Source organism: Heyndrickxia acidicola, assembly GCF_001636425.1.
Taxonomy (GTDB): domain Bacteria; phylum Bacillota; class Bacilli; order Bacillales; family Bacillaceae_C; genus Bacillus_AE; species Bacillus_AE acidicola.
Genome location: NZ_KV440953.1, coordinates 4,046,382 through 4,070,627, shown reverse-complemented (window position 1 = coordinate 4,070,627; position 24,246 = coordinate 4,046,382). Strand labels below are relative to the sequence as shown.

At 42.5% G+C, this 24,246-nt stretch carries 21 protein-coding genes, 1 riboswitch and 1 other annotated feature; of the genes, 8 read left to right on the top strand and 13 right to left on the bottom strand.

The window, feature by feature from the left end; translation table 11 throughout:
* Positions 1 to 69: 69 nt before the first annotated feature.
* Positions 70 to 1,008: a nucleoside hydrolase gene (locus A5N88_RS18980; protein ID WP_066268883.1), complete on the bottom strand. Its 939-nt coding sequence runs from the start codon at positions 1,006 to 1,008 to the stop codon at positions 70 to 72.
* A gap of 168 nt (positions 1,009 to 1,176) precedes the next feature.
* A complete protein-coding gene (locus tag A5N88_RS25625; protein ID WP_198160323.1) occupies positions 1,177 to 1,359 on the bottom strand; it encodes a hypothetical protein in 183 nt (60 codons plus the stop codon).
* A gap of 386 nt (positions 1,360 to 1,745) precedes the next feature.
* Between A5N88_RS25625 and A5N88_RS18970 the strand changes: the two genes are divergently transcribed.
* From A5N88_RS18970 to A5N88_RS18955, 4 genes are all read left to right on the top strand, one after another.
* Positions 1,746 to 2,054 (top strand): heme biosynthesis protein HemY, encoded by a 309-nt coding sequence (locus A5N88_RS18970; protein WP_066268879.1) that lies wholly within the window; start codon positions 1,746 to 1,748, stop codon positions 2,052 to 2,054.
* A 228-nt stretch (positions 2,055 to 2,282) separates the two neighbouring features.
* Positions 2,283 to 2,543, top strand: coding sequence for a hypothetical protein (locus tag A5N88_RS18965; RefSeq protein ID WP_066268877.1), 261 nt, complete (start codon positions 2,283 to 2,285; stop codon positions 2,541 to 2,543).
* An 862-nt stretch (positions 2,544 to 3,405) separates the two neighbouring features.
* The gene (locus A5N88_RS18960) at positions 3,406 to 4,560 is read left to right on the top strand and encodes a M20 peptidase aminoacylase family protein (RefSeq protein WP_066268875.1); all 1,155 of its coding nucleotides are present in this window, start codon (positions 3,406 to 3,408) and stop codon (positions 4,558 to 4,560) included.
* Between the two features lie 299 nt (positions 4,561 to 4,859).
* Positions 4,860 to 5,594 (top strand): CBS domain-containing protein, encoded by a 735-nt coding sequence (locus tag A5N88_RS18955; protein ID WP_066268872.1) that lies wholly within the window; start codon positions 4,860 to 4,862, stop codon positions 5,592 to 5,594.
* Positions 5,595 to 5,789: 195 nt separating this feature from the next.
* On the opposite strand, the gene metG is transcribed toward A5N88_RS18955, so the two are convergent.
* On the bottom strand, positions 5,790 to 7,430 hold the full coding sequence (gene metG / locus A5N88_RS18950; protein ID WP_066268870.1) for a methionine--tRNA ligase: 1,641 nt from the start codon (positions 7,428 to 7,430) through the stop codon (positions 5,790 to 5,792).
* A gap of 168 nt (positions 7,431 to 7,598) precedes the next feature.
* Positions 7,599 to 7,885: a binding site (T-box leader), on the bottom strand.
* 148 nt (positions 7,886 to 8,033) lie between these two features.
* Positions 8,034 to 9,749: a ribosomal protection-like ABC-F family protein gene (gene abc-f / locus A5N88_RS18940; protein ID WP_066268865.1), complete on the bottom strand. Its 1,716-nt coding sequence runs from the start codon at positions 9,747 to 9,749 to the stop codon at positions 8,034 to 8,036.
* A 709-nt stretch (positions 9,750 to 10,458) separates the two neighbouring features.
* Between abc-f and A5N88_RS18935 the strand changes: the two genes are divergently transcribed.
* Together A5N88_RS18935 and A5N88_RS18930 are read left to right on the top strand one after the other, a co-directional pair.
* Positions 10,459 to 11,541, top strand: a complete 1,083-nt coding sequence (locus A5N88_RS18935) for a sensor histidine kinase (RefSeq protein WP_066268863.1) — start codon at positions 10,459 to 10,461, stop codon at positions 11,539 to 11,541.
* 417 nt (positions 11,542 to 11,958) lie between these two features.
* On the top strand, positions 11,959 to 13,146 hold the full coding sequence (locus A5N88_RS18930; RefSeq protein ID WP_066268860.1) for a MalY/PatB family protein: 1,188 nt from the start codon (positions 11,959 to 11,961) through the stop codon (positions 13,144 to 13,146).
* Positions 13,147 to 13,665: 519 nt separating this feature from the next.
* Here A5N88_RS18930 and A5N88_RS18925 read toward each other — a convergent pair.
* From A5N88_RS18925 to A5N88_RS18910, 4 genes are all read right to left on the bottom strand, one after another.
* A complete protein-coding gene (locus A5N88_RS18925; protein WP_066268859.1) occupies positions 13,666 to 14,502 on the bottom strand; it encodes an aminoglycoside adenylyltransferase domain-containing protein in 837 nt (278 codons plus the stop codon).
* A 99-nt stretch (positions 14,503 to 14,601) separates the two neighbouring features.
* Positions 14,602 to 15,669 (bottom strand): M20 family metallopeptidase, encoded by a 1,068-nt coding sequence (locus A5N88_RS18920; RefSeq protein ID WP_066268856.1) that lies wholly within the window; start codon positions 15,667 to 15,669, stop codon positions 14,602 to 14,604.
* Between the two features lie 61 nt (positions 15,670 to 15,730).
* Positions 15,731 to 16,975, bottom strand: coding sequence for a glutathionylspermidine synthase family protein (locus A5N88_RS18915; protein ID WP_412733821.1), 1,245 nt, complete (start codon positions 16,973 to 16,975; stop codon positions 15,731 to 15,733).
* A 28-nt stretch (positions 16,976 to 17,003) separates the two neighbouring features.
* Positions 17,004 to 17,351 (bottom strand): hypothetical protein, encoded by a 348-nt coding sequence (locus tag A5N88_RS18910; protein ID WP_066268851.1) that lies wholly within the window; start codon positions 17,349 to 17,351, stop codon positions 17,004 to 17,006.
* 1,307 nt (positions 17,352 to 18,658) lie between these two features.
* On the opposite strand from A5N88_RS18910, the gene A5N88_RS18905 reads away from it, so the two are divergent.
* On the top strand, positions 18,659 to 19,078 hold the full coding sequence (locus tag A5N88_RS18905) for an acyl-CoA thioesterase (RefSeq protein WP_066268850.1): 420 nt from the start codon (positions 18,659 to 18,661) through the stop codon (positions 19,076 to 19,078).
* 131 nt (positions 19,079 to 19,209) lie between these two features.
* Here the strand turns inward: A5N88_RS18905 and A5N88_RS18900 are convergent, their stop codons facing one another.
* Positions 19,210 to 20,271, bottom strand: a complete 1,062-nt coding sequence (locus tag A5N88_RS18900; RefSeq protein ID WP_066268848.1) for a M42 family metallopeptidase — start codon at positions 20,269 to 20,271, stop codon at positions 19,210 to 19,212.
* Between the two features lie 374 nt (positions 20,272 to 20,645).
* Between A5N88_RS18900 and A5N88_RS25115 the strand changes: the two genes are divergently transcribed.
* Entirely contained in the window at positions 20,646 to 20,810 is a 165-nt protein-coding gene (locus A5N88_RS25115) for a hypothetical protein (RefSeq protein WP_157090729.1), read from the top strand.
* A gap of 255 nt (positions 20,811 to 21,065) precedes the next feature.
* Here the strand turns inward: A5N88_RS25115 and A5N88_RS24485 are convergent, their stop codons facing one another.
* The 4 genes from A5N88_RS24485 to thiM form a co-directional block, all read right to left on the bottom strand.
* Positions 21,066 to 21,185 (bottom strand): anti-repressor SinI family protein, encoded by a 120-nt coding sequence (locus tag A5N88_RS24485; protein ID WP_157090728.1) that lies wholly within the window; start codon positions 21,183 to 21,185, stop codon positions 21,066 to 21,068.
* A 30-nt stretch (positions 21,186 to 21,215) separates the two neighbouring features.
* Positions 21,216 to 21,305, bottom strand: a riboswitch (cyclic di-GMP riboswitch).
* A gap of 416 nt (positions 21,306 to 21,721) precedes the next feature.
* On the bottom strand, positions 21,722 to 22,378 hold the full coding sequence (gene thiE / locus A5N88_RS18895; protein ID WP_066270680.1) for a thiamine phosphate synthase: 657 nt from the start codon (positions 22,376 to 22,378) through the stop codon (positions 21,722 to 21,724).
* Positions 22,379 to 22,521: 143 nt separating this feature from the next.
* Positions 22,522 to 23,346 (bottom strand): bifunctional hydroxymethylpyrimidine kinase/phosphomethylpyrimidine kinase, encoded by an 825-nt coding sequence (gene thiD, locus A5N88_RS18890; RefSeq protein ID WP_066268843.1) that lies wholly within the window; start codon positions 23,344 to 23,346, stop codon positions 22,522 to 22,524.
* 25 nt (positions 23,347 to 23,371) lie between these two features.
* Positions 23,372 to 24,184, bottom strand: a complete 813-nt coding sequence (gene thiM, locus A5N88_RS18885) for a hydroxyethylthiazole kinase (RefSeq protein WP_066268842.1) — start codon at positions 24,182 to 24,184, stop codon at positions 23,372 to 23,374.
* Between the last annotated feature and the right edge of the window lie 62 nt (positions 24,185 to 24,246).

The following is a 24,246-nucleotide window of genomic DNA, read 5'->3' as shown; positions in this document are numbered from 1 at the left end:
TTTCAGCAAGGTCTTGTCCGTTCATGTTTAAGGGGGCCTTTTCAAAAACGGATTCATTCCGCCAAGCGTTTATTGATGAAAAGTGGTGTAAACCTCTCTCATGAACTCCGGAATGTTTAGGCCCATTGCTATATAAGAAAAATTATTATGGCTTGGATTGACGATTGGCTTTTCTCTTACATCCATTATCGTAATTCCTTTCCCTGGGCCGCTTTCAATAATTTCAATATTTCTTTGAATATAGCGGTATAGGTTCGGATTCACCAAAGCACAGACAGCCACTAAATCATGCAGAGGCGCACCGCCCAGGGCTGGCCGGATTTTTTGATAATAAGAATAATAATAATCAAACATTCCAATTAGCAGACTGTTTTCCTGTTTTTCCGAGTCATTTAAAAGGGCTCGGATGGATTGTGGTGTAAAGACAGCTTTTTCTGTCACATTAAGAAGGTAAAAATAGTTCGAAAGAATATTGGAGTGATTAAGAACCACCGCTGCAGAGGTAGAATCACCGTAGATATTGGCTTCTGCATAGGGCGTTATGTTTCCTGGCACCAAAAATGCCCCGCCCATAATATGAATGTTCTGGACCAACCCTAGCAGCTCCCCATGGAGAATAAAGGAAATGGCCAAGGAAGTAAGCCGGCCCAGGTTCAGGATTGTGACCTGCTCACTTGATCGTTTTATCAACTCAAAAATAAGATAAAAATTTTCCGGTTCTATTATCGATTGCGGCGGGGTAAACGCTCCCAGCCCTTCTTCGCCATGAATACTCGGAAAGACCGCAGGCTCTTCTCCGAGCATAGGTCGGTCCGCGCCAACAATGACCGCAATCGTATCGCCCCCCGCAAGCGAGAGGACAAATTGAATATTGCGAAGAGCAAATTCTCTTGAAACATTGCCAAAGCTCACAACGATGCCAATCAGGTTAATTTCAGGATGGCTTAAAGCATAAATAAGAGCAAAAGTATCATCTACCCCTGAATCTGTAAATAACAGGACATCCATGGTGCACCTCTTTCAGCTTTTTCGTGCATTAAGAGATCTATTTATCGGCTATTTTGTATTTATACAATTTCACTCTTATCAAGACGAAATCAACCTTTTAAAAAAACAGCTGAATAATCCTTTTCAAGTAACACAAACTATGAAAAACAAGAGGTGATGGCAGTGGGATTATTCAGCACGATATCTAACTGGCAGGAACAGCGTTATGAAAAACTTAAATTGACCATGCAGGAACAAGGCAAATGCCCGGACTGCAAAGGCAGAGGCTTTATGCCGCTCTACACACCCTACTCTGCACCCTACCAATGCACCAGCTGTGAAGGCAGCGGCATGTATGATGCATGGCTCCAAAACAACCTCTAACTAACCAGTGGCTTGCTGCTTTATCACTTTAAACCGTTAAAGGGGTCTGACCCCTTTAACGGTTTAACGTACAGAAGGGGTCAGACCCCTTTAGTACTGCAGTGCATTAAATTAGCAACCACTGTTCTGTCCTTAGCGCTGCCTGGGCAGATTTTTTTATTTTTCAATGGAATCGTGGGATAATCATTGTATATGGGAGTTTGGCTTTTTTTCGTAAGTTTTGCTGTTATTTGCACACAATGCGCAAGAAACCAAAAGATCTGCATTATGAAATGAATAACCGAAATGGAATGATGCTTATATGGTTTTTGCCATTTATGCAAAACAACAATCTACACGAAAACAGCCTTGAATCTGAATAGGAGTTGAGTACATTGCAAGTAAAAATAAACCGCATTGCCGCAAAGGTTTTAAAGAAAGAGCTCGAACGGGACGTAGCTAAAGGAAAGATGTTCCGTGTAATAGTCACTGAGAATCATGTAAATCATGCACATTATGATTTACAGCTTGATACACCGACTGAACATGATGAAGTGGTCCACACAGACAAGGGGATTGATATTATCCTTGACACCAGAGAAGAGTTTCTGGACGGAGTCTGGATTCAATACTTCTACGTACCGAAAGAAGAATTTGTTATTACAAACCCATCAAAAGAAAAACACACTCATCACCACCATTAATGAAAAAAGCCGCAAACATCACCAGAGGTGCTCCGGTGATGTTTGCGGCTTTCATCTATAATGATTTACTTCTTTCCGTTTTTAAAATGGAATCCCCTTTACGATAAATCCTCTTCGTCATTTGTAACCTTCACCCATAAACAGGTCTTCGCTTTTTCATCCTAAGGACAAAGCCGGAATTATTCTTTATACTAGATTGATAGAGAAATACTTCAAGGAGTGAAAACTGTGGCAAAGTCAAAGCAAAAAAATGAATTTTCGATCAGAAGGATAGTATGGATAGCCTTTTTGCTATTTGTTGCAGTGTTTATCGTCTATCTTTATCGTCTCCAGACCCAGGGCCGACTAGTGGCAAAACTGCTGAAATGGACAGACAGCGGTATCAATGCTGCAAAAAAAAATCCCTACATTCTCCTGGGAATCCTAAGCTACTTGCTTGTCTTCTATGGAGGCTATGTAACTGGTTTAAAAAAGCAAAGGAAAAAATAAGCCTCTTGGATGCTGATGGCAGGGAGGCATGATGTTATAGTTTTTCTCCGCTGGAGACTGCCGGAAAAGGGTTAAAAACTTAAAACAAGCGGATGGTTCTTTTTTCCTAAATGATATGTACCAAATTGTTTGAACCTGCTTAGGACTTTGAGATATAATGCTTATAATAAGAATGGCCAGGGTGATATTCCCTGGCCAAGCCAACTACAAGCCGGATAGAAAACCGGCTGCACCACTTTTGAAAAAGTAATCATTCCTGCCTTTGGACGGGAAAAGGATGATTACTTTTTTTTATTGCTGTTGACGATCGAAATGACTAAGGTTACGACTCCTATGAGGACAAGATTTGATTGAATTGCCACAGTAATGGATTCGAAGATCGTCAAATATTCCACCCCCCTTCGCTGGGAAGCGGCCAATCCTCACCCTGACATGTAGTTGTTTGGTGTCATTTTACCATAAATCCCTTTCAATAAGCTACAAAAATACAAACGAATGTTCGTTTGTGTTTTCAAACCCTCTTGAGAATTCCTTCTTTGTTATCGCTTTAAAGCATTAAAGGGGTCAGACCCCTTTAGTGCTTTAAAGTGTCTTAACCCCTATGCAGACTGGCTCCCAGCATTATGAGAAAGACTCCTTTTATCCATCTTCCCTCAACTTTTCAGGATGATATTTTTTTATATTAGTATATTTTAAAGATTGGAAATTTCAGATATATGTGATAAATTATAAAGAATTCTTTTTCCATTTCAAATTGATTTGCTGTATAAATGAATCCATTTCATCCGATACAATTAAAAAGAAGTGAAAAAGCAAAATGCCTGCTAAGGATTTTCACATCAGAGTGAGGAAGTGAATTCAGATGAAACTATTGCTGTCTGAACAGCTACAGGTATCCAAAAAAGAAGTCATGGATACATTCAACTATTTACATACGCATGCAGAAATTAGCATGAAGGAATTTGAGACAACCAAATATATTCTGAAAAAGCTTGAGCAAATGAGCTGCCGGACGACTATATTTGATGATTGCCCAGGAGTAATCGGGGAAATTGGAGAAGGAACACCAGTAATTGGCATCAGAGCGGATATGGATGCCCTCTGGCAGGAAGTGGACGGAAGGTTCCAGGCTAATCACTCCTGCGGCCATGACTCTCACATGACGATGGTGCTCGGTGCCATCAAGCTGTTATCAGAGCGCACTCTTCCGAAAGGCACCCTGCGTTTTATTTTTCAGCCGGCTGAAGAAATTGGCCAAGGTGCAAAAAGGATGATTGAAAAAGGAGTCATTGATGATGTGGATTATTTGTTTGGTGTCCACGTCCGTCCGATACAGGAAACGGAAAACGGCCATGCAGCTCCTGCCATTCTTCATGGTGCAAGCCAGTCCATCAGCGGCAGCATTATCGGAGAGGATGCGCATGGAGCAAGGCCCCACCTTGGGACGAATGCCATTGAGGTAGCAGCATCTCTGGTTCACGAGCTTGCCCACATTCATGTTGATCCCATGATACCCCATTCTGTCAAAATGACCACTTTGCATGCAGGCGGCTCCAGTTCCAATATCATTCCGGGACAGGCATCCTTCACCCTTGATTTGCGGGCGCAGACCAATGAGGTAATGAAACAGCTGGTCGAGCAGGTACAATCTGCTGTGCACGCCATCTCGGAATTTTATAAGGTAAAAATTAAGCTGGTCATCCCGGAAAGCCTTGCTGCAGCTAGATTGAACAGAGCTGCCGTCAATATTATGGCAGACGCGATTGAAGAAGTGCTGGGCGAGGATAAACTGGATGAGCCTCTCGATACAAGCGGGGGCGAGGATTTCCATTTTTATTCATTGAAAAGGCCTCATGTAAAAGCAACCATGCTCGGCCTGGGCTGCGGCTTATCTCCCGGCCTTCACCATCCGCACATGACATTTGATCACGATGCGATGATTTCAGGCATTAAAATCCTCGCTACAGCGGCACTAAAAGCGCTGGAAAAAGCGGCAGCCAAAGTCCCCGGCAAATAGTGCCTCCAGATTCTTTTACATCTATAAAGGAACGGCAGCAATGTGAACGGCGCCTCCAATTTTAGATACACTCTAAAATTTGGAGGTGCTTTTCTTTCGGCTGACTGCACATCAGCTGAACGCTTTAGCAGCAGTTTTCGGATACCTTCCTTCTGGAACACTGCTTTGTTTTCAAATTCCATTTCTCCTTGATCCCCGATAGAAATATGGAAATAATTTTTCCCCCAATGCCTTTTTTTCAAAAAGAAGGGTACATAACTGAATAAGAACAATTCTAAGGAACTAGGAGAGATACTACGATGACCGAAGCAGAAAAAATAGACCTAAAAAATCAATGTGAACGATTTGAATCTGCTTTTAACCGAATTCATAAATCCTTAAAGCAGTCCGTTAAAAATGCACATACCGATAAGTTTAAGGAACTGATTGATAAAGGAAAAAGCCATTCCCTCGTGCGGGCTTACCAGGATGACCTTTATCAATTTGCCAAGCTTCGCAATGCGATTGTCCACGAGAAAGTGGATTTGGACTACTACATTGCAGAGCCGCATCTGGATATTGTTGAAGAAATCGAAAGAATTGCCGAGGATTTTGAAAAACCTAAACAAGCCATGGCCATTGCAACCAAGCCCGTTTTTTTCTTTTATGAAGATGGAAAGCTGGAGGACGTTTTGACCATCATCAAAAAATTCTCCTATTCCCAATTCCCGATTTACAATCACGACGGTGAGTATGTATGGCTGTTAACCTCCACCCACATTGTAAAATGGCTGGCAGATCAATTATCTGAGATGACAGTGGACATTAAAAAGGTAAAGGTGAAAGAGTTATATAATGAACGATTCACCCATCAAATCGCGTTTGCCCGGGAGGATGCCAGTATCTTTGACATTGAGGATATTTATGAAGAATACCACCAAAACAATAAGAAGCTTCAAGGCATTGTACTAACAGAAAGCGGCACATCCAAAGACAAACCCAAAGGCTTTCTCACCTCGTGGGACCTGGTCGGAGTGGAAATTTTGGATTCATAATTACTTTAACACAATAAAGCACAAAAGGGGTCTGACCCCTTTTGTGCTTTACTGCATAACAGCGTTTCCTCATTCGACAATTTCCACGGTACGAAAGGCAACTAGACGCTGGCTGCCATAGTGTTTCCCGGGAAATGCAAAAAAGTTGTTTGTCGAATAAACCAATTCGGTGCTATTTTCCTAAAGCAATCTCACTCACTCTATGACATTACTCTGCAGCTTCTCCAACTCTTCCTCTATGACTTTCACATCAAGCCTCTCAAACAACGGTTGGACATTATGCAATTTTCCGCTTTCCTGGTTCCAGGCCACTTTCCAGGCTGCTTCCTTTCTGCCCAGCATCCCCTTCACTTCCCCGCTTGAGAAAGGCAAAAAGGGTTCTAATAATTGCGCCAGGTTTAAAATGGCAAATGCACAGGTGCCTATGGTTTTTTCGCATGCCTGCTGATCCTCCAGCACCTGCTTCCATGGCTGTTCATGATCAAAGTATTTGTTCATCCTGCGAACAGCCGCAAAAATCTTTTCCAATGCATCTTTAATATGGGCTTTTTCAATAAAATTTCCCACACTCTCATACAGCGAGGCCATTTCCGCTTGTACACAAGGATCAATCTCACGGTTTGGCAGGCTGCCATTATAGTATTTTTCAATGAATTTAAATGTACGATTCACCAAATTTCCATAAGCGCCTAGCAGCTCACTATTATGGCTGTAAATAAACTCTCTCCAAGAAAAATCCGTATCCCTGCTTTCAGGGGCATTCACCGTTAAAAAATAGCGGAGGGAATCAGGATGATAGCGGCCTAGAAGGTCCGGTATCCATACGGCCCAATTTCTGCTGGTCGAGAGTTTTCTTTTTTCCAACGTAAGATATTCACTGGAAACAATATGGGCAGGGAGTGCTGGTATTTCAAGTGCCATTAAAATGGCCGGCCAAATGATCGTATGAAAGGGAATATTGTCTTTCCCATGTACATAATAGGTTTTGGCTTCCTTGGACCAAAACTCATCAACCGCTTCCCCCTGCTCCTTCTCCCATAGCCTGCTTGCAGAATAATAGCCCGAAACGGCTTCAATCCAAACATAGATTTTCTTCTCTTCAAAGCCTGCCAGCGGAACACTTACTCCATTAGGCAAATCTCTGGTAGCTGCACGATCTAGAAGACCTTCGCGTAAATATCGTTCTGTCAGTCCAACAGCATTGTCACGCCAGGATTGGTTTGTTTTTGCCCATGATGCATATTCCACAATCGCATCCTGGAATCGGCTTAGGGCAAGGTAAAAATGCTCCGTAGATCTTACTGTCGGAGTACCGCCGCAAAGCTTACAGGTTTTATCCAGCAAATCAAGCGGATCTAAAATAGCCGAGCAAGCATCGCACTGATCGCCGCGAGCTGGGCTTCCGCAATTAGGACAGAGGCCTTCCACATAGCGGTCAGGAAGGAATTGACGGCAGGACTCACAATAGGTTTGCTGCACCTCTTTTTTATAGATATATCCCTTTTCCAGCAGTTTTAAAAAAATGTCCTGCACGATTTTGTGATGGTGCTCTGTATCCGTTCGGGTATAGCAGTCATACGAAAATCCAAGTGACTGAAAACATTGCTGAAACTCTTGATGATACCGGTCGGCAATCCTTTCGGGTGTCGTGCCTTCCTGGCTTGCCCGTATCGAAATTGGCGTTCCATTGACGTCACTGCCTGAGACATATAATACTTTTTCTCCTTTTAGCCGATAATAGCGGGCCAGGATATCGCCCGGAAGCAAACTCGCAATATGCCCCAAATGTAACGATCCGTTTGCATAGGGCCAGGCCCCTCCAATAAATACTGCCATCTTTCTTCCTCCTTTAAAAAATTGCTTTTTCCGGGCAGGCGTTTAGATGCTTCCTTGCAGGGAATTTAACCTGCTGGGTTTCATTAACCCGCTTTTCCATTAGGGCCCTCTCGCATCTCATCCACATAAGCTTATGAAAATAAAAAACCCCGCCCTTATCCATGAAAAGATAAGGGCGGGGTTTAATTCCGCGGTACCACCTTAATTCGCTGCCTATTTGCATAGTCCAGCCTCTGCAAGTACGGAGCCTTCAAAAAAAATGGCTTTTATACTGTGGTTTTGATAACAAGTACCAGCTCTTGTTGCAGCCTACTTATACGCTTCTTCTTGAAAGCTCTGTTCAGTGCAAGGCTCCGAGGCCATTTTTCAAATGAGCATTTTTTGCTTCTTTTCAGCTGCCGAAGCTCTCTTTCAAAAAAACACATCATTTTACTTTTTCTCATCCATGCCTTTAGCAATATTCAAATTTTATTTTTATTATAATCGGATTTCCAAAAAATGCAACCACCAATTGACTGCATTGCTTTAGTGCACGAAAGGGGTCAGACCCCTATTGTGCTTTAAAGCATAGAAGGGGTCTGACCCCTTCTGTACGTTAATATGCTAAAGCGCCCTCTTTTTCATTAAGCTTTGCAGCTCCCTGTCGAGGCGCTGATATTCTTCAGTACCCGGCTTTTGCATGCTGATTTCCCCCAGAAGCTGCGAAATTTTGAGATCCCGAATCGCTATTTCCTCTTCCTGCACCTTTTTATCCTGCTGTTTCCTTGCACTTTGTCTTTCCTCCAGCTCCCTTAACCCCATTTCGACCCGGCAGATTTTCTTATTTTCAATAACCAGCAGCTTGTCACATAATTTCTCCAGCATATAACGGTCATGCGTCACCAAAAGAATCGTCCCGCTATACTCCTTAAGCGTTTCTTCCAGCTGCTCCCGGCTTGGGAGGTCCAAGTGGTTAGTCGGCTCATCCAGAATCAGCATATCATGGTCCTCTACCATCATCTTGACGAGCTTCATTCGTGTCAGTTCCCCATTGCTTAACTCGCCGATAGGATGTGTAAGGATTTCATCACTCAAACCCATGTTTGCACAAATCGTTCGCACTTTGGTGAACTGCTCCCAGTTCTCCAAATCAAAATAATCCAGTACATTCTTATCCAAGGGCAAATCCCCCATATCCTGGCTTAGATAGGCAATATCGAGGGAATCGCTTTTCCAGAGAGACCCTTTGGTGACAGGCTCTTCCCCTAAAAGCATTTTAATAAACGTGGTTTTTCCCGCTCCATTCGGCCCCATTAACCCTGCTTTTTCACCATTCTTCAGATAGAAATGGCTTTTTTCAAATAAACATTGTTCACCAAACTGTTTGGAGACCCCCTTCGCCTCGAGAATCCGTTTTCCCCGTTTTTCAGAAGCCTCAAATTGAAAATCAACCGCGAACTCCTCTTTCGGCTTTTCAACCTGATTTTTTGAAAGTTCCAGCTCCAGCCGTTTCAGCTTGGATTTCAGCTGTTTATCTTTTTTCTTTGCCTTTGCCCGCTCGAATTCCCTCAGTCCCATCTGCCGGTTTTCTGAAAGAGATCCGCCTTTTCCTGCTTCCCGATGCGCCTTTTGGGACCATTGCTTTAACGTGGCCACCTGCTGTTCTATCATTTTTATTTTTTGCTGCTGCTTTTCATAGCTTCTTGCCTGCTGGTTTCGGCGTCTATCCTTTTCTGCACGGTAATCACTGTAATTCCCCTTGTAAACCGTCAGCTCGCCGTCCTCAATTTCAAAAATACTGGTCACTGTTTGATCAAGGAAATATCGATCATGGGAAATAATTATCGCTGATCCCGGGTAGGCTGAGATTTCACTAATCAGCCAGCCGAGCCCCTGCATATCCAAATGATTGGTTGGTTCATCCAGTACCAGAAACTCCGGCTGTTTTGCCCAGATTCTTGTTAAAGCGAGCTTTAGCTGCTCCCCGCCGCTTAAATGCTCGAGCTTCTCTCCTTCAAAATCACTTCCAATCCGTAAACCAAGCTCACTTGAAATCTGCAAAAGCGGATTTCCCGATTCTCTCCATTCCTGTTCAAAAATCGGAACCGTTTTCAAGGATTGCGGCAGATACCCGATTCTTATATCATTTGGCCAAAACGTAATGACTCCTTTATCCGGTTCAAGCTCTCCAATCATCATTTTCATTAAGGTAGACTTTCCTGCTCCGTTCCAGCCCACCAGGCCAATTTTCTCACCCTTTTGAATATCAAACTGGATATTCTTTAAAATTTCTCTTTCGCCAAAGCTTTTACTTAAACCCTGTACGCTCATCACGTTCATACATATCCACCTCTTTTATGATTTTTTTACACTAATGGATGGAATGAATCAATAGAAAAACCCCCTAGGAAACCTAGAGGGCAGGGTGTCTATACATACAGTTATGCTAATACAAGTGCGCAAATAAAACACACCTCAGCACTGCAAAACTTTACATGAGGTTTGTGAATATTTCCGCGATTAACTTGGATTGGCAAAAAAGGACAGACTAATCCTATTCTCTAGGTTTCTCATTTTATACATCATGAGTTCACTCCTAAAAAATAAGATTAAAACCACATCGCTTTTTGTACCGATCCTTTCCTAAATGACATGAATTCCCTTTCATTGTACTCAAGATGCTTCATTCTCGTCAATAACTTATGGAAAAATTAATCCATCTATCCGTAAAAATTCCATTTTTAGAAGGATTTCTATTTTATTTTATCGAAATAGACAAAGAGCTCATTCTAAAGCATAACCAAATAGCTCTCTGTTCATGTAAAATGCGGTTATTGCTTTAAGCACCGCCTTCTATAGGGTGTTCTTGAGCCTCCACGGACACCGTTTTAGCTTACGTGTCTTTACTTAGCCAGTCTTGTAAAATTCATTATGCTTTAAAAACAACCAAATCATTTACATACTAAACCGGAAAGCTGCGGCATATCTGTTTCCTTTGCTCCACTCTTACCTCTCCCATGCCGCAGAACAAATCAGCAGAAGGGAAAATATGGAATTGCAGCTTGCCAGCACTCAATTTAATCACGTACCCTTTGGCTATTTTTTATTGAACAAACAATTAGAAGTTGTGTCTTTATCTGAATATTCCTTGACCCATTTTCCATCTGTTCGCAGCTTTACAGACATTGTAGACAGCGAATGCCATAAAAAAGTGATTCGATTCCTTTTAGAAGCCCCATCCATCCGTACCATAGAAGCAAACCTCCGGACACACGAATCACCCCTTTCGCTGCATGACCTTCATTGTTACGATGAAAAAGACTACATCCATCTTTTCTGTATTAACAAAGAGAAACAGATACGAGGATTAACTAAGTGGATGGACTATATTCATCATACCATGTCTCTTTCCCATTATGACTTCACGCCAGATACATGGACAGACCAAGACAACCTTGCATCCAACATGAAGGGCATGGATCAGATCAACAGGGTGACATCTGACATTATTAATGAAATTCGCAATCCCCTTACCACCGCTAAAGGCTTTATCCAATTAATCCGCCCGCATTTACATAAGACCGGAAAAGGATCCTTTGCAGATGTGGCGATTGAGGAAATCGAGCGTGCTGACAGCCTGCTGCATGAAATCGATTATTTTTCCTCCTCTTTAAAGCCTTTAAAGGAGACAGCAGTGTTATCAAAACTATTGAATGAGACCCTCCATGAAGTAAAAAGGGAAGGGTTCCTTCAGCATGGCAGCCTCTCCATTGAACATAAAGATGAAGATATCCTTTTACCTATTGATAAAAAGCAAATAAAACATGCCCTCATCCATCTGATTAAAAACGCCTGTGAAGCCGTTTCTGACTCGGAGTGCGCTAATGGTCAAATTACTGTTTATTATTACAAAGTGAAGGAATTTGCCCATATTTTGGTCCAAGACAATGGAACTGGCATGGCAGAGGAGATCATGCAGGACATTTTCAATCCCTTCTATCCTACAAAGGAAAAAAGGGCTGGATTGGGTCTGGCCATATCCAAAAAAATAGTTCAGGCACATGGAGGCAGCATTCAAATCGTAAGCTCTTCTAAATGGGGCACCACGGCCACCCTGAAACTGCCCATCTAGTGCTTCTTTTTGTTTATTATATAGGCTCTCTTCCTAACTTTTTCAGTAAGCAAACTTTTTAAATAATAAGCGTGATGATGCAAATTTATCCATTATACGTAAGCAGCAATCTTTTCATAAAACTGCCCTTTTAAATTTCCCATTCCTGCATACTATTTCTAAATCAAGGGTAATATGCTTACAGGAATAAAGAAAAGCGGAAGCGCCTTGCTCATCGGCGTACGAATTTCAGAGTCTTCGACTGAGATAAAGGAAACTAGATGTTGACTTATCGCAGGGAGAAGATGGAGAAATTCGCTAGCCGATAGGCGCTGGAGCTAGACAGCAGCTGAATTGTTTTATTTTTCAAAATTATGATTCTGTTTTAAAATAGCATTAGATCTTACTGGAAAGGCACACGCTAAAGGAGGCAATGCGATGAACTATGACTTTAATGAAAGCATAAACCGTTTGAACACAGCATCTATTAAGTGGGATGAGGTTGAAAACCTATTTGGGGCAGCTGATATCCTTCCAATGTGGGTTGCCGATATGGATTTCAGATGTCCTCAGCCGGTTGTTGACGCCTTGAAAAACCGTGTTGAACAAGGCATTTATGGGTATACAACCCGTCCTGCCTCTTATTTTGATGCCGTTATCCATTGGATGAAAAAGCGTCATAAGTGGGACATTGAGAAGGATTGGATATGCCATGCACCTGGCGTTGTACCTGCTTTAGGCTTTATCGTTCAAGCCTATACAAACCCGGGAGACAAGATTATCATCCAGCCGCCCGTCTATCAGCCTTTTACAAATGTCATTACTCAAAATGGCCGTGAGGTGTTGGAGAATCCCCTTTTGTTCGATAACGGTACTTATAAAATGGATTATGACGACCTGGAAACCAAAGCGAAAAGCGGTGCAAAAATGATTATTCTTTCCAGTCCCCACAATCCTGTTGGGCGAGTGTGGACAAAAGAGGAGCTGACAAGGCTTGGTGAGATTTGTATACAGAACAATGTCCTTGTGGTCTCAGATGAAATCCATTTTGACTTGGTTTATAAAGGCCATATACATACACCGTTTGCCTCGATTTTCAAGGAATTTGCCATGAATTCCATAATCTGTACGGCTCCAAGCAAAACCTTTAACCTGGCCGGAATAAAAGCCTCCAATATTATCATTCCGAATCCTGATTTGAGGGAAACCTACACTGCAAAGCTTAATCAGCTTTTCTTAAACTCTTCCAGCACGTTTGGCATTGCAGCAACGGAAGCTGCCTACCGCTTTGGGGACGAATGGCTCGATCAGCTCCTTGACTATCTTCAGGGCAGCCGTGATTTTTTACTCGACTACACAGAGAAGCACTTAAACGGCATTAAGGCCGTGAAACCTGAAGGCACCTATCTTGTCTGGCTGGATTGCCGCGAGCTCGGAATGGATGCAAAAGCCCTTGAAGCCTTTATGCAAAAAGAAGCTAAGGTTGCTTTTAACGAGGGGTATATATTCGGATCCGGCGGTGAGGGCTTTACCCGCGTGAACATTGCCTGTCCCCGTTCTGTGCTCGAAGAAGGGTTACGGAGAATTGCAGAAGCCCTAAGGAAGATGCGAGGATCGGGAACTTAAAGCTTTATTTTTAATATGGCTGCTTTCGCATAGATTGTTGCTTTACGTACAAAGGATCATTCCGTATGTTGCCTGCCTTCGTGGCATCTTTTCGTAAGCGATTCAAAAATTGGAATACTGAGCCTGAGTTTTTAATCTTTTTTTGTTTCTAATAGCAACAAAGTTGACTAAAAGAGCCTTTAATATAGCACTATTAACGCTCCAGAGTCATTTTGCCTTTAATAGATTGGGGAACGGCCGTTATGAAGTGTCGCAGGCATCCACTAAAAAGGCGCCTCGCGGGAATTGCCAGGCAGGATGAACGATGCCTTTAAAGTAAGAATGTCCAACAGAGGGCATTCTTTTTTTTATGCCCTCTAAATATTTATTCTGTCGTGTTTAGGCAGCGGACATAATCCATCTTTGGACGTGCAAACAAAACAAGAGAGGATGAAAAAGATTTTTCAGCCATCTACAAAAAATTTGACACCTGTTTAGACAAAGAATGTGTGTAGTTTGACACCAAAAGCATCCGTACTCTTACCGGATGCTTCCACGATGGTCTTCCACAAAAAGCTTGTTGCTGTAAACAAGCAGATATTTCATGAATGAGACGGCTGCAGCTGCCCTTTTTTCATTGGAATGAAAAAGGCTTTCCTCCTTTCCTCCCTTCCTGATACGGACCGCTTCGTAAATAATGGGGTGCCATTCTTCCGGTATATGATGCAGCGCATACCTTCCTGCATCCAGCTTTGAAACAATTCCGTGCTCTTTTATCGTGTAGAATTGTCGAAGCATCCCCAGTACAGACCACTCTATTTCGCTATGAATCTCGTCCTCTGGCGGCAAAATGCCTGAATGGATCAAGTACTCGAGCATTTGGATGCGCCTTGTCCAATACGTATTCATATTTTCCAAGACATAGGAAACAAGATTCTGGGCCTCCACCTCAAGATTTAATTCCATGGGCTCTGGTCCGGCAATTTTGATTCCATAATGGCGGAGAATCCACCACGTTATCGAATTAAAGTGTGCACCTTCCTGTACCCTTCCCCCATTAAAGTGAAAATATAAAACATCTTTGACAGGGCTTGTCCTGCCGATATCCTCCCAAGTGATATAACAGCCGTCCATCTCAGGAGCAGACCACTTATTCGCAAGCTTTTGATGGATACCGGATATAATTCTGCTTTCTCTCTCTGTGAGCCGTTTTCTAGTAATCGCAATAAAATCAACATCGCTCAATCCCGGAACATAAGCATCAAGCGCTATGGATCCGTGAATGTACAGTCCTTCCAGCTGAGAAGGAAAAGCCTCCTCCATTAACATCACGTACTCTCTGACAATTGCTTCCGCCTCTTCTGGCAATTTCCCCATGAACGCTCCCCCATTTCAACAATACAGTTCGCTGGCATAGGGAAATATTCCTGCTTTTCGCGCATTAACGCACAAAAGGGGTCTGACCCCTTTTGTGCGTTAATGCGTTAATGCAAAAACATATTCCTTCAAGATGTTTTTGTAGGCTTCTACGGACTGCAGCTCCACATATTCAAGATCACCATGCCACGCAGCCCCGGCAGGCCCAAATTCAATAGCCGGGATGCCTTTTTTCGCAAAATAGAGGGCATCCGCTGCACCGTGCTGCCCAAAAACATCTGGAGCTTTTTCGAGCTTTTTGCTGAGTACCTTGATCAGCGCTTGTACATATGGATCCTCTTTTCGCGTTTTCACTGGCTCTCCCGTATGATGTATATGAATTCGGGCATCCGTTATATTCTGAATTTGTTTCAAAATCTCTTCCTTGCTCTGCTGGGGCAGAAAGCGAATATCCAGCGACATGGTACAAAGGTCCGGCACCTTATTATAAACGGTTCCCCCGGATATTTTTGCAAGATTAATAGAAGGTGATAAATAGAACTCAGACGAATCCTTTGTAAAAGGCAATGAAAGAATTTGCTGATACAGCTCGTACGCTTTCACAATCGCATTTTTCCCTTCCCATGGGCGGCTGCCATGAGCGGATTCCCCTTCTACCTCAATATCCAGCTGGAGAATCCCCTTTGCCTGCAAACCAATCCCTAGCTGGGTTGGCTCACCGCAAATCACAAAGTCACCTGTGAACCCATTTTCCACGAGAAAACTTGAACAGTTTATCCCGCCTATTTCCTCATCTGATACAATTTGCAGCTGAACCTTGCAGAAAAGAGATTCGCTTCTCAGCTCTTCCAGGGCAGCCATCATAGCTGCCACTCCTGCTTTCATATCCGCAGAACCCCTTCCATACAGCCTGCCTTCTTTTTCATAAGGAGTGAACTGGTCCTTATTTCCACTCACTACATCCACGTGCCCATTTAATACAATCGTCTTCTCTCCCTGACCTGTTTCACACACGAGCATTCGATATCCGTTATTAGTCAAGATTTGAGGATCCAAGCCTTTCTCCTTCAGCCACTCATAGCAAAATTGAACAGCCTCGTTGGCTCCTTCCTTCGTAGAACTATCAATGCTTACAAGATCCTTTAAAAGCTGGTGTAAAGGGTTCATAAGTATAGCCTCCAATTCTTCTATTCATAGATTCTCCCAAAGAACTCCTTAAAAATCTTCACTAATCCTCTGTGACCGTAATCCCGCAAAACATAGAGAGGTTGCCAGTAATTTTTTCTCCTACTCGTAAAAACAACCCGCTTGGCTCACCGCCTATTAAAAAAGATCCGACAAGAAGCTTGCCGGTATAAGGTCCGGTCCAGGTATCGAGTGTATAATCAGGCATTTCTTTATATTCCTGGTAAATTTTTGGCCATTCGCTATACCAATGTTCCGGATCCTCATCCACAACCTTTCGCATCCTGTCAAAAATAACTACCCCGCCGCCTTCTCTGCCGAAAATCGGCTTTTCCACATAAGGAAGGTTCAGTCCTCTAAATGGTTCATTTGAAAAGAAGGTCGGCAAAAAGTATTGCTGAATATCATTCTTTTCAGCTTCGGTAAAGATTCCTTCTTGGGATGCCAGCTCCCAAATGATGCCCATAACGGCTTTGGACTGCATCATAAAAGCCGATGGAGGATTAATAATTTTCACACGCCCATTCGCAATATGGTCCAATAACAGGTTCCCAATGTTTTTGCCGTTTGGATCTTTATCATCCGGAAGATATTCCAGCGGATACAGCCGGTACAAATAATCAATTCGTTCTCCATCTCCATCATATATTCCCGTTTCTGAAACGATAATCTCTTCAAGAGGAATATATCGGGTACGAGCGAGTCCGCTATTTCTCATATTAAACAGGACGGTTTCCCGATCTTCATCATGCCAGCCGTAGGATGTAAAATAAACAGTATCCTGAGAGGTTATTTGATACTCGTATTCAATCTTTCTCCATGCCTTAAAAATAGCTGACTCCAAATGATTGGGTGATGAATAGCCTTGGTCTTCACAAATAATTCTATTGGCTGTGGAAGTCTCTAAATAACCGGTTGGCGTGTCACTGTTCACTTCAATTAGTTTAATGTCGCCATGATTCACCACCAAGTCGAGGCGGGAAAAATAGCTGAAATAACGGCTAAGAATGCTTAACGTATCCCAGGCCTCTGCCGGTATCCCTAATCTGCTTTTTAAAGTTTCACTGCTGAATATTTCATGATAGGCTTTGTTCACTATGTGTCCAATTTTCTTTGTCGCTTCCTGGATGTCATTCCATTGCTTCCTGCCCATTTTATATAGATGAAACGACATATATTGTTCATAGTCATCTTCAAGCTCCGCTGTTCCCCATGTAAAATGTTCTTCTGCCATTTTCTGATTTAGCGCAATCCATTTTTTCATATACTCTTGTTCATTCAGCATCATCCATTATCCCTTCATTTTAGGATCATCATTATGAACCACTTGGCTCCCTGCTGCTTCCAAGTCCCTTAGAACCAGATAAAACATTTTCGCTCGATGTGACAAAGGAAGATTTTATCCTTCCATCTCTTGAAACATACCGACCGGGAATGTAAATAGAGCTGCCGTGATGAGTAGTATCCTCACATTTATCTTCATCTTTTTTATTGCTGGATTTATTGGTTGTTTTTGCTTTTTGGGAAGATGTTGCTTTTTCACAGTCATAATTTTTATAATTATCGCTGGTTACAAGCTGATCATTCGAGCAGGCTGCCAGTAGACTTGTACCGAGCCCCAGTGATGCCACAATTCCTGCTACCTTTTTCTTATTTGCTTTCATTCCTTGACTCCCCTATGTTTTTTTAAAAAATGTTCTTCTATATGTTATAAATTGGCTGTTTCCGTACGGGCTGCTGCTTTACAAACAAAGAATCAATCTGTATTTTCATCCGTCTTCGCGAGCGCTTCACAGGGTAACCACAAAACCTTGGAATTGATCATTCTTTAATGTCAAATCGCAGCAAAGTTTACGAAAAGAGCCTAAATCTTAAACTCATAACTATTACTACGTGCATGGAATGAATTAGGTTTCTATTTTAAGTGAGATTCTTTTTACTTCATATAATATGTTGGCTGAATTAAGTGCCCATCACTTATTCAGTCGGCCAAAGAGTTTTGTAAGGACAAGACAGGCAAAAACAGCCTTCCTTAACCCTTTTTTATTATACATGGAAAGGAGGCTGTTCCGTTTGGATTATTATTTCTGCTCAATGACAGGCTTGCGGTACCCATCATCTATGTGTGTTTCCTGCAGAATTAGATTTTTAAGGAGGTTTCTTTTCAAGTATGCTCTGTTAATCCTGCCTGAAGCTTACCGCGGGCAGTTAGGGAGCCTTCTCGCTGCTTTAGCTTTTCAATGTCTCCCCATAACTCGCTTTTCCTGCAGGAGTCTTGTGCGTCCGTTCATTCAGCATGAGGGCACTTTTAAATCGAGCATTTTCAAAAAATAAAAGGACCGGTACAGAAGCTTGCCTGTCCGGTCCTGAATTAATTAAAAGTCAACTGTTAGATGTTTTCTACATTCGAAATGTCTTCCTGATGAACTAAGAATGGAGAAGCATACTGACCATTTTAATCCATCCGAAAAATGAGAGCCATAACGGAATACTTAAACCAACTGCCCATACCATTCCCTTGGCAAAATTCTCTTCTTCATTAAACATTCGAAGCACCTCTGCAATCAAATTTACCCGAGGCTTAATGAGACGTTTTTTCTATTATAAGCCGGGCATCTATAAAACGTTGTCATAATCACAAGACAAAAAGATAAAAATTAATAACTAATAAAGTCGAAGAATGCCATAAAAAGCATAAAACCTATAAATAATGCTGCTATGCTTATATTTCCTCTCCTTCTATTCTTCCCTTTTTACACATAAATCTACGTGGCAAATGGCTTAAATTCTCAATTCGCACTTTTAGCCTACAGTCCGGGTCTTCCACTTTAGTAATGTAAAGCACAAAAGGGGTCTGACCCCTATTGCGCTTTAAATCACTAAAGCACTCAGCGACCAGTTCGCGGGTAATCCGAAATAGACTGTGTTATATTGGTTTATAAGATAATTTTGGTGAAGGGCAGGATATGACATGCATGTAGCTTCAATTGAAATTCAAGTTTCTTATGCGGATACCGATATGATGGGAGTCATTTACCATGCTAATTATATTAAGTGGCTGGAGCTTGGCAGGACACAATTAATTGAGGATGCAGGCTTTGACTACCTGGAAATGGAGAGGGCAGGCTTTTATGCTCCTATCTACAATTTAGAAATTACATACAAAAAGTCACTCAAGCTTGGAGATAAGGTTGTTGTTAAGACTTGGGTGGACAAGAACCAGGGGCTGAAAACGGTGTATGGCTTTGAAGTGGTGAATGGAGAGGGCGAGGTTTGTGCAGAAGGAACCACCACTCATATTGTGGTGAGAAAAGAGGACTTCAAGCCCATTCAGTTTAAAAAAGCATTCCCTGAATGGTTTCAGAAATATGAAGAAATAAAGAAGCAGTGAGCCCATGCTTGCTGCTTCTTTTTAGGGGTCAGACCCCTTTTACACTTTACTGCATGAAAGCAACTAGAATTAAAGACAATTTCTGATAAGGATACGTTTCCTTTTAAAAAAGTGGATGCTAAAGTTTTTTTTTAGAAAGCAAAGCTTGCAGTCTGGTCTAATTCCAGGACAAACGCTTTTAACAAGTCCTTGGTGGCTGTAAGGTCTGTCACGCTGACCATTTCAACAGGTGAATGTGCATAGCGGGAAGGAATGGATAAAACACCGGTCGGGATTCCTTTATTGGAAAGTGCTACTGCCCCTCCATCTGTACCTATGCCTGGAAACACTTCTAATTGGTAGGGAATTCCGTTTGTTTTAGCAGCTTGTACCAGTAGATTTTTTATCGTTTTATGTACAATTAAACTAAAATCCATCACCTTGATGCCCGTACCATCTCCAAGACGAAGGCTCTGATCCATCGTTTCTTCAGGCGTATCGCTGACAGCTGTAGTATCCACTGCAATGGCAGCATCAGCTTCTAAGCTAGCGGCAGCCGTCTGGGCACCCCTTAGTCCCACTTCCTCCTGTACGGCAAACAAAAAGATCAGTTCCCCTGCAAAGTCCTCTCCCTGCAGTTCATTCAGCAATTGCAAAAGTACAGCACAGCCCGCACGATCATCCAAGGCTTTCGAAATGATGACTTCTTTTCTTTTTGGACCCGTCATCTTCCACTCAGTTCCCCATGTGATGGGCGTTCCAACTTCTATGCCAAGTTCCTGTACCTCTGCTTTCGAGCTGGCACCGATATCCACATAAAGCTGGGAATGCTTGCGGACCTTGGATGGGTCATCAAATTTCACATAGTGGGCAGACATTGTCCCTATCACACCATCCACTATGCCATTCTCTCCAAGCACCTTAACCGGCTTTGCCAGTAAAATCCTGTCGTCATGTCCTCCAAGCTTTTCAAAACGAAGAAGCCCATTTCCTTCAATTTTCTTTACAATAAATCCCACTTCATCCATATGGGCCGTTACAAGCACAGTCGGTCCAGGTTTTGTCCCCTTTTTCCGTGCAATCACATTTCCAATCGAATCAATAACCGCCTCATCTGCTTTCCCTTCAAGATAGTCCTTGATAAAATAGGCTACCTCATGTTCATAGCCGCATGGTCCATTTAGGCTTGTTAGAGTTTTTACCAGCTCAATCATGATTTAATCTCCCTTTCTACTTTGCACAAATGTAAACGTAAAACATTATTGGCGCTGAAAATGATGAATAAAAAATATATATTGTGCAATACAAAATTATATAAAAGGGAAAAAAAGATAGCAAACACTTTTTAAAACATTAAGAAAAATCACTAAAAGGAATAGACAAATAGTTCAAACTTTAATTCTTTAACACACTAAAGGGGTCAGACCCCTTTTATGCTTTAAAGTAAAGAAAGGGTCAGACCCCTTTTTTGCGTTAACGCATAAAAGACTCTTCTCTGAGCCATATGGCTTGGCCACAAAAATTTTTAGGAGAGGTGATTAAATGACGTTTTTTGGGTATGTATTCATTACAAAAGGAGGGGAGAAAAATGGAAAAGAAAGATGTTTTATCACAAAGTGAAGACAAAGCACCTAATTCTGTTGAGGAATTATTCGGGATTGAGCCTGGAATGAGCCTGCAGTCTGTTAATTTCGCCGTAACAGAAACCCCTAATCTTAACGAACGCACCTATAACGATACTTCTGAGGAATAACGGCCTGTAAAAATGGTACAGGCCCTCGGTATACACCCGTCCTGCACCAACTTTGCAGGGCGTTTTTTACTTTTAATCCATGGATCATGCCGATCTCTAAAAGAAATGGCCCTTCGCAAATTAATCACGAAGCGGACAAATCACGGAATTGATCCATTGGAAATAAAGCAGCACTCTATGCGAATGCCAACAAAAAAAACCGTATCTGCCTTCACAAATACAAGTTTTTTTGGAGTGAAATGCGTATTCAATTGTTCATTCTTCCTTTTTCTGGTTTTCCCTGCGTAAAAAGTCCAATACCTCTTCTTTCGTGAGACCCATGGCTTTTGCATCAGCTAGTAATTCAATCCAGTCCTTGTCCAAAACAATTTTCAATGAAACCACTCCATCTCCAAGGTTGTCATTCCTCTAAATGGTCGGTTGCACCACTCACTCCAAACATTCTTTAATCAGGTGCCCAAATTCAGAATGTTTTTCATCGTATCCATCGTCGGATTCATTATATATATATTATAAATCAAAAAGTGCGACACTATCGCTACATAATTTCAACTTTTCCTAAAAATTCAAACAATTTCCTTTTCCCTTTTTGTCGAAAAATGATACCCTCTATTATCCACATATTGTAAACCCATTGATTTATCAACAATTTATAAAATCGCACACACCTTCTTTCATGCAGCATTTTGTCGATAAATTTATTTCATTTTATCTGGAAAATAAATTTTCATATCAAATGGAAAAATTCCATTTTAGTATTAAAAAAGCCTGCCACCAACAGACAGTTGATAACAGGACAGCTTTGTAACATGGCGTTGCAGCCGGCACTGCCGACTATTTTTTAAAAGTGCTGAACAGGACAATGGCTAATGGGGTTACTCCGCACCGCATTAGAGACCTTTATCCTCCTGTTATACCCCTACACTTTTTTTCAATTCAGCTGCGGCAGCAGCTGCATCCTTTGCTGTGCTGATCGCTGTGATGACAGAAACACCGTCTGCGCCTGCCTCGATCACAGAGGCTGCATTTCCCGCATGAATGCCCCCGATTCCCACGATTGGAACTTGAAAGCCTTTTTCACGAAGCATCTCAATCAAGACGGTCCCTCTCTCAGGCTTAGCATCCTCCTTTGTTACCGTAGCAAAAACCGGTCCAATTCCAAAGTAATCAGCGCCGGCTCGCTGGGCAGCCTCAGCCTCTTCAAGAGAGTGGACAGAAACGCCAAGGATACGGTCTCCAATCTTGGCACGGACTGCTTCTGCGGGCTCATCCTCCTGGCCAATGTGCACCCCATCTGCCTCTAATTCAATGGCCAATTCAATATCATCATTGATAATGAAAGGAATGCCATGCTCTTTGCATATAGATTGAAGGCGCATAGCAAGAGAACGTTTTTCCTTTCCTGCCAATGCATTCAAGCCTTTTTCCCTGAATTGAAATAAGGTGATACCTCCGTTTATGGCTTCTTTAAGGATCTTGCCGGGATCAGATGCAAGACAATTCGTGCTTCCCATAATAAAATAAACCTTTAAAGCCTGCTTAATGGTCTCTCTATCCATCCGACTAATCATTGAATACTTTCTCCTTTTTGTTTAGGCTCTGTTCATCCTGCCTGTTGATGTCAATCCAGGCGCTCGCTTTCCGACGGTTGTTCGCGAGCCTCTTCGCTTCCGGAGTCTCGCGTTTTCACTCCAATATTTTTAGCTCAATATCAACCTTGAGCATTAACAGACCCTTTATTTAAAGCATACTCCCGGTAAGCCCAATGGTTGGTTGGTCCATGACCGTTTCCAATCCCAAGATCATATTGAATAGCAGCCTGAATAAAATCCTTGGCTCTTGAAACAGCATGATTAACAGGCAGCCCCTGCGCAAGCCCTGCAGTCAAGGCTGCTGAAAACGTACACCCTGTTCCATGAGTATTTTTTGTCTGGATTCGTTTGCTTTGAAAAAGAGTGAACGTGTGGCCGTCGTAAAGGAGATCCTCTGATTCCTCGGGATTTTCATCGTGTCCGCCCTTCAGGATGACATGCTTTGCTCCAAGCTTAATGATTCGCTCGGCAGCTGCCTTTTTATCTTCCATTGTTCGAATGGCCCTTTCCGTCAGAACCTCTGCTTCAGGAATATTCGGCGTTACAATCATCGAAAGCGGCAGCAGGTATCGCTTTAAGGAGGCAATTGCCTGTTTTTGAAGGAGTGAGGCCCCTCCCTTGGCTATCATGACAGGATCGACTACAACCTTTTCCCATTGATAGTGTTTAATTTTTTCCGCAACCGCCTCAATAATATCGGCACTGAACAGCATTCCGGTTTTAACCGCATCCGTTCCTATATCTGACCCGATGGAATCGATTTGTTTAGCAACCGCTGCAGGCTCCATTGGAAAAACCGCCTGAACACCTAGCGTATTTTGAGCCGTTACAGCGGTAAGAGCAGACATTCCATATACTCCAAGCTCCGAAAACGTTTTTAAATCTGCCTGAATTCCTGCACCGCCGCCGCTGTCTGATCCCGCAATGGTTAATGCTTTTTTCATGATGCCTCATCCTTTCTGTTAAAAATTAAGACTGCCTTTTTGAAAAAGACCCAGCTTCCTGAATATCGTCTGCAGAAACCTTTGATAATTGATTTAAAAATTCTATTTGGAAGCTGCCCGGTCCCCTATCAGCAGCTAAGTGTGCAGCTTTCTCTGCCGCGACTCCGTACACCACCAATGCAGCTGCAGCTGCTTTAACTGCATTTTTCTCCACACCAGCGAAGGCGCCGATGACCGATGTTAAAAGACAGCCTGTTCCCGTTACCTTTGTTAATAGAGGATCTCCGTTCGAAATGGTGTAGGTAGTCTCTCCATCGGTCACCACATCTGTTTTTCCGGTAATGACGACTGTGATTTTGTGTTTTTTAGACGTTGAAATAGCGAGCTTCATCACATCTCCGTTTGCATTTCCTGCATCGACTCCTTTGATTTCCCATGCCTCTCCTGCTACATTGGCAATTTCAGCTGCATTTCCTCTGATTACAGAAAGCTTTACTTCTCTCATTATTCTTTGAGCTGTTTCTGTCCGATAAGATGTAGCCCCTGCACCGACAGGATCAAAAATAACCGGGATGCCTTGTTTGTTTGCTGCTTTCCCAGCCAAAATCATGGCATCTACCGTTACAGGGTTTAATGTGCCGATGTTTAAAACGAGCGCACTCGATATACCAGCCATATCCGCAACCTCTTCTGCAGCATAGGCCATCACCGGAGATGCTCCAATAGCAAGCAGCCCGTTTGCTGTCCAGTTCGTTACGACGACATTGGTAATATTATGTACAAGAGGGTTTTGAACCCTCACCTTTTCCAATGCTTCACTTATAAAATTCAATTCCATTATGATCACTCCTATTCTTTATGCCAAATGAAAAAGCCAGATCCCACTGACAGGACCTGGCT

Coding starts and splice junctions, on each gene's coding strand:
- A5N88_RS18935 (WP_066268863.1), top strand. CDS start 10,459: ATGGAATTGCAGCTTGCCAGCACTCAATTTAATCACGTACCCTTTGGC.
- metG (WP_066268870.1), bottom strand. CDS start 7,430: ATGGCAGTATTTATTGGAGGGGCCTGGCCCTATGCAAACGGATCGTTA.
- A5N88_RS18980 (WP_066268883.1), bottom strand. CDS start 1,008: ATGGATGTCCTGTTATTTACAGATTCAGGGGTAGATGATACTTTTGCT.
- A5N88_RS18900 (WP_066268848.1), bottom strand. CDS start 20,271: ATGATTGAGCTGGTAAAAACTCTAACAAGCCTAAATGGACCATGCGGC.
- A5N88_RS18915 (WP_412733821.1), bottom strand. CDS start 16,975: ATGATGCTGAATGAACAAGAGTATATGAAAAAATGGATTGCGCTAAAT.
- A5N88_RS18925 (WP_066268859.1), bottom strand. CDS start 14,502: ATGGGGAAATTGCCAGAAGAGGCGGAAGCAATTGTCAGAGAGTACGTG.
- A5N88_RS18930 (WP_066268860.1), top strand. CDS start 11,959: ATGAACTATGACTTTAATGAAAGCATAAACCGTTTGAACACAGCATCT.
- abc-f (WP_066268865.1), bottom strand. CDS start 9,749: ATGAACGTGATGAGCGTACAGGGTTTAAGTAAAAGCTTTGGCGAAAGA.
- thiD (WP_066268843.1), bottom strand. CDS start 23,346: ATGAAAAAAGCATTAACCATTGCGGGATCAGACAGCGGCGGCGGTGCA.
- A5N88_RS25115 (WP_157090729.1), top strand. CDS start 20,646: ATGGAAAAGAAAGATGTTTTATCACAAAGTGAAGACAAAGCACCTAAT.
- A5N88_RS18920 (WP_066268856.1), bottom strand. CDS start 15,669: ATGAACCCTTTACACCAGCTTTTAAAGGATCTTGTAAGCATTGATAGT.
- thiM (WP_066268842.1), bottom strand. CDS start 24,184: ATGGAATTGAATTTTATAAGTGAAGCATTGGAAAAGGTGAGGGTTCAA.
- A5N88_RS18910 (WP_066268851.1), bottom strand. CDS start 17,351: ATGAAAGCAAATAAGAAAAAGGTAGCAGGAATTGTGGCATCACTGGGG.
- A5N88_RS18955 (WP_066268872.1), top strand. CDS start 4,860: ATGACCGAAGCAGAAAAAATAGACCTAAAAAATCAATGTGAACGATTT.
- A5N88_RS18905 (WP_066268850.1), top strand. CDS start 18,659: ATGCATGTAGCTTCAATTGAAATTCAAGTTTCTTATGCGGATACCGAT.
- A5N88_RS18960 (WP_066268875.1), top strand. CDS start 3,406: ATGAAACTATTGCTGTCTGAACAGCTACAGGTATCCAAAAAAGAAGTC.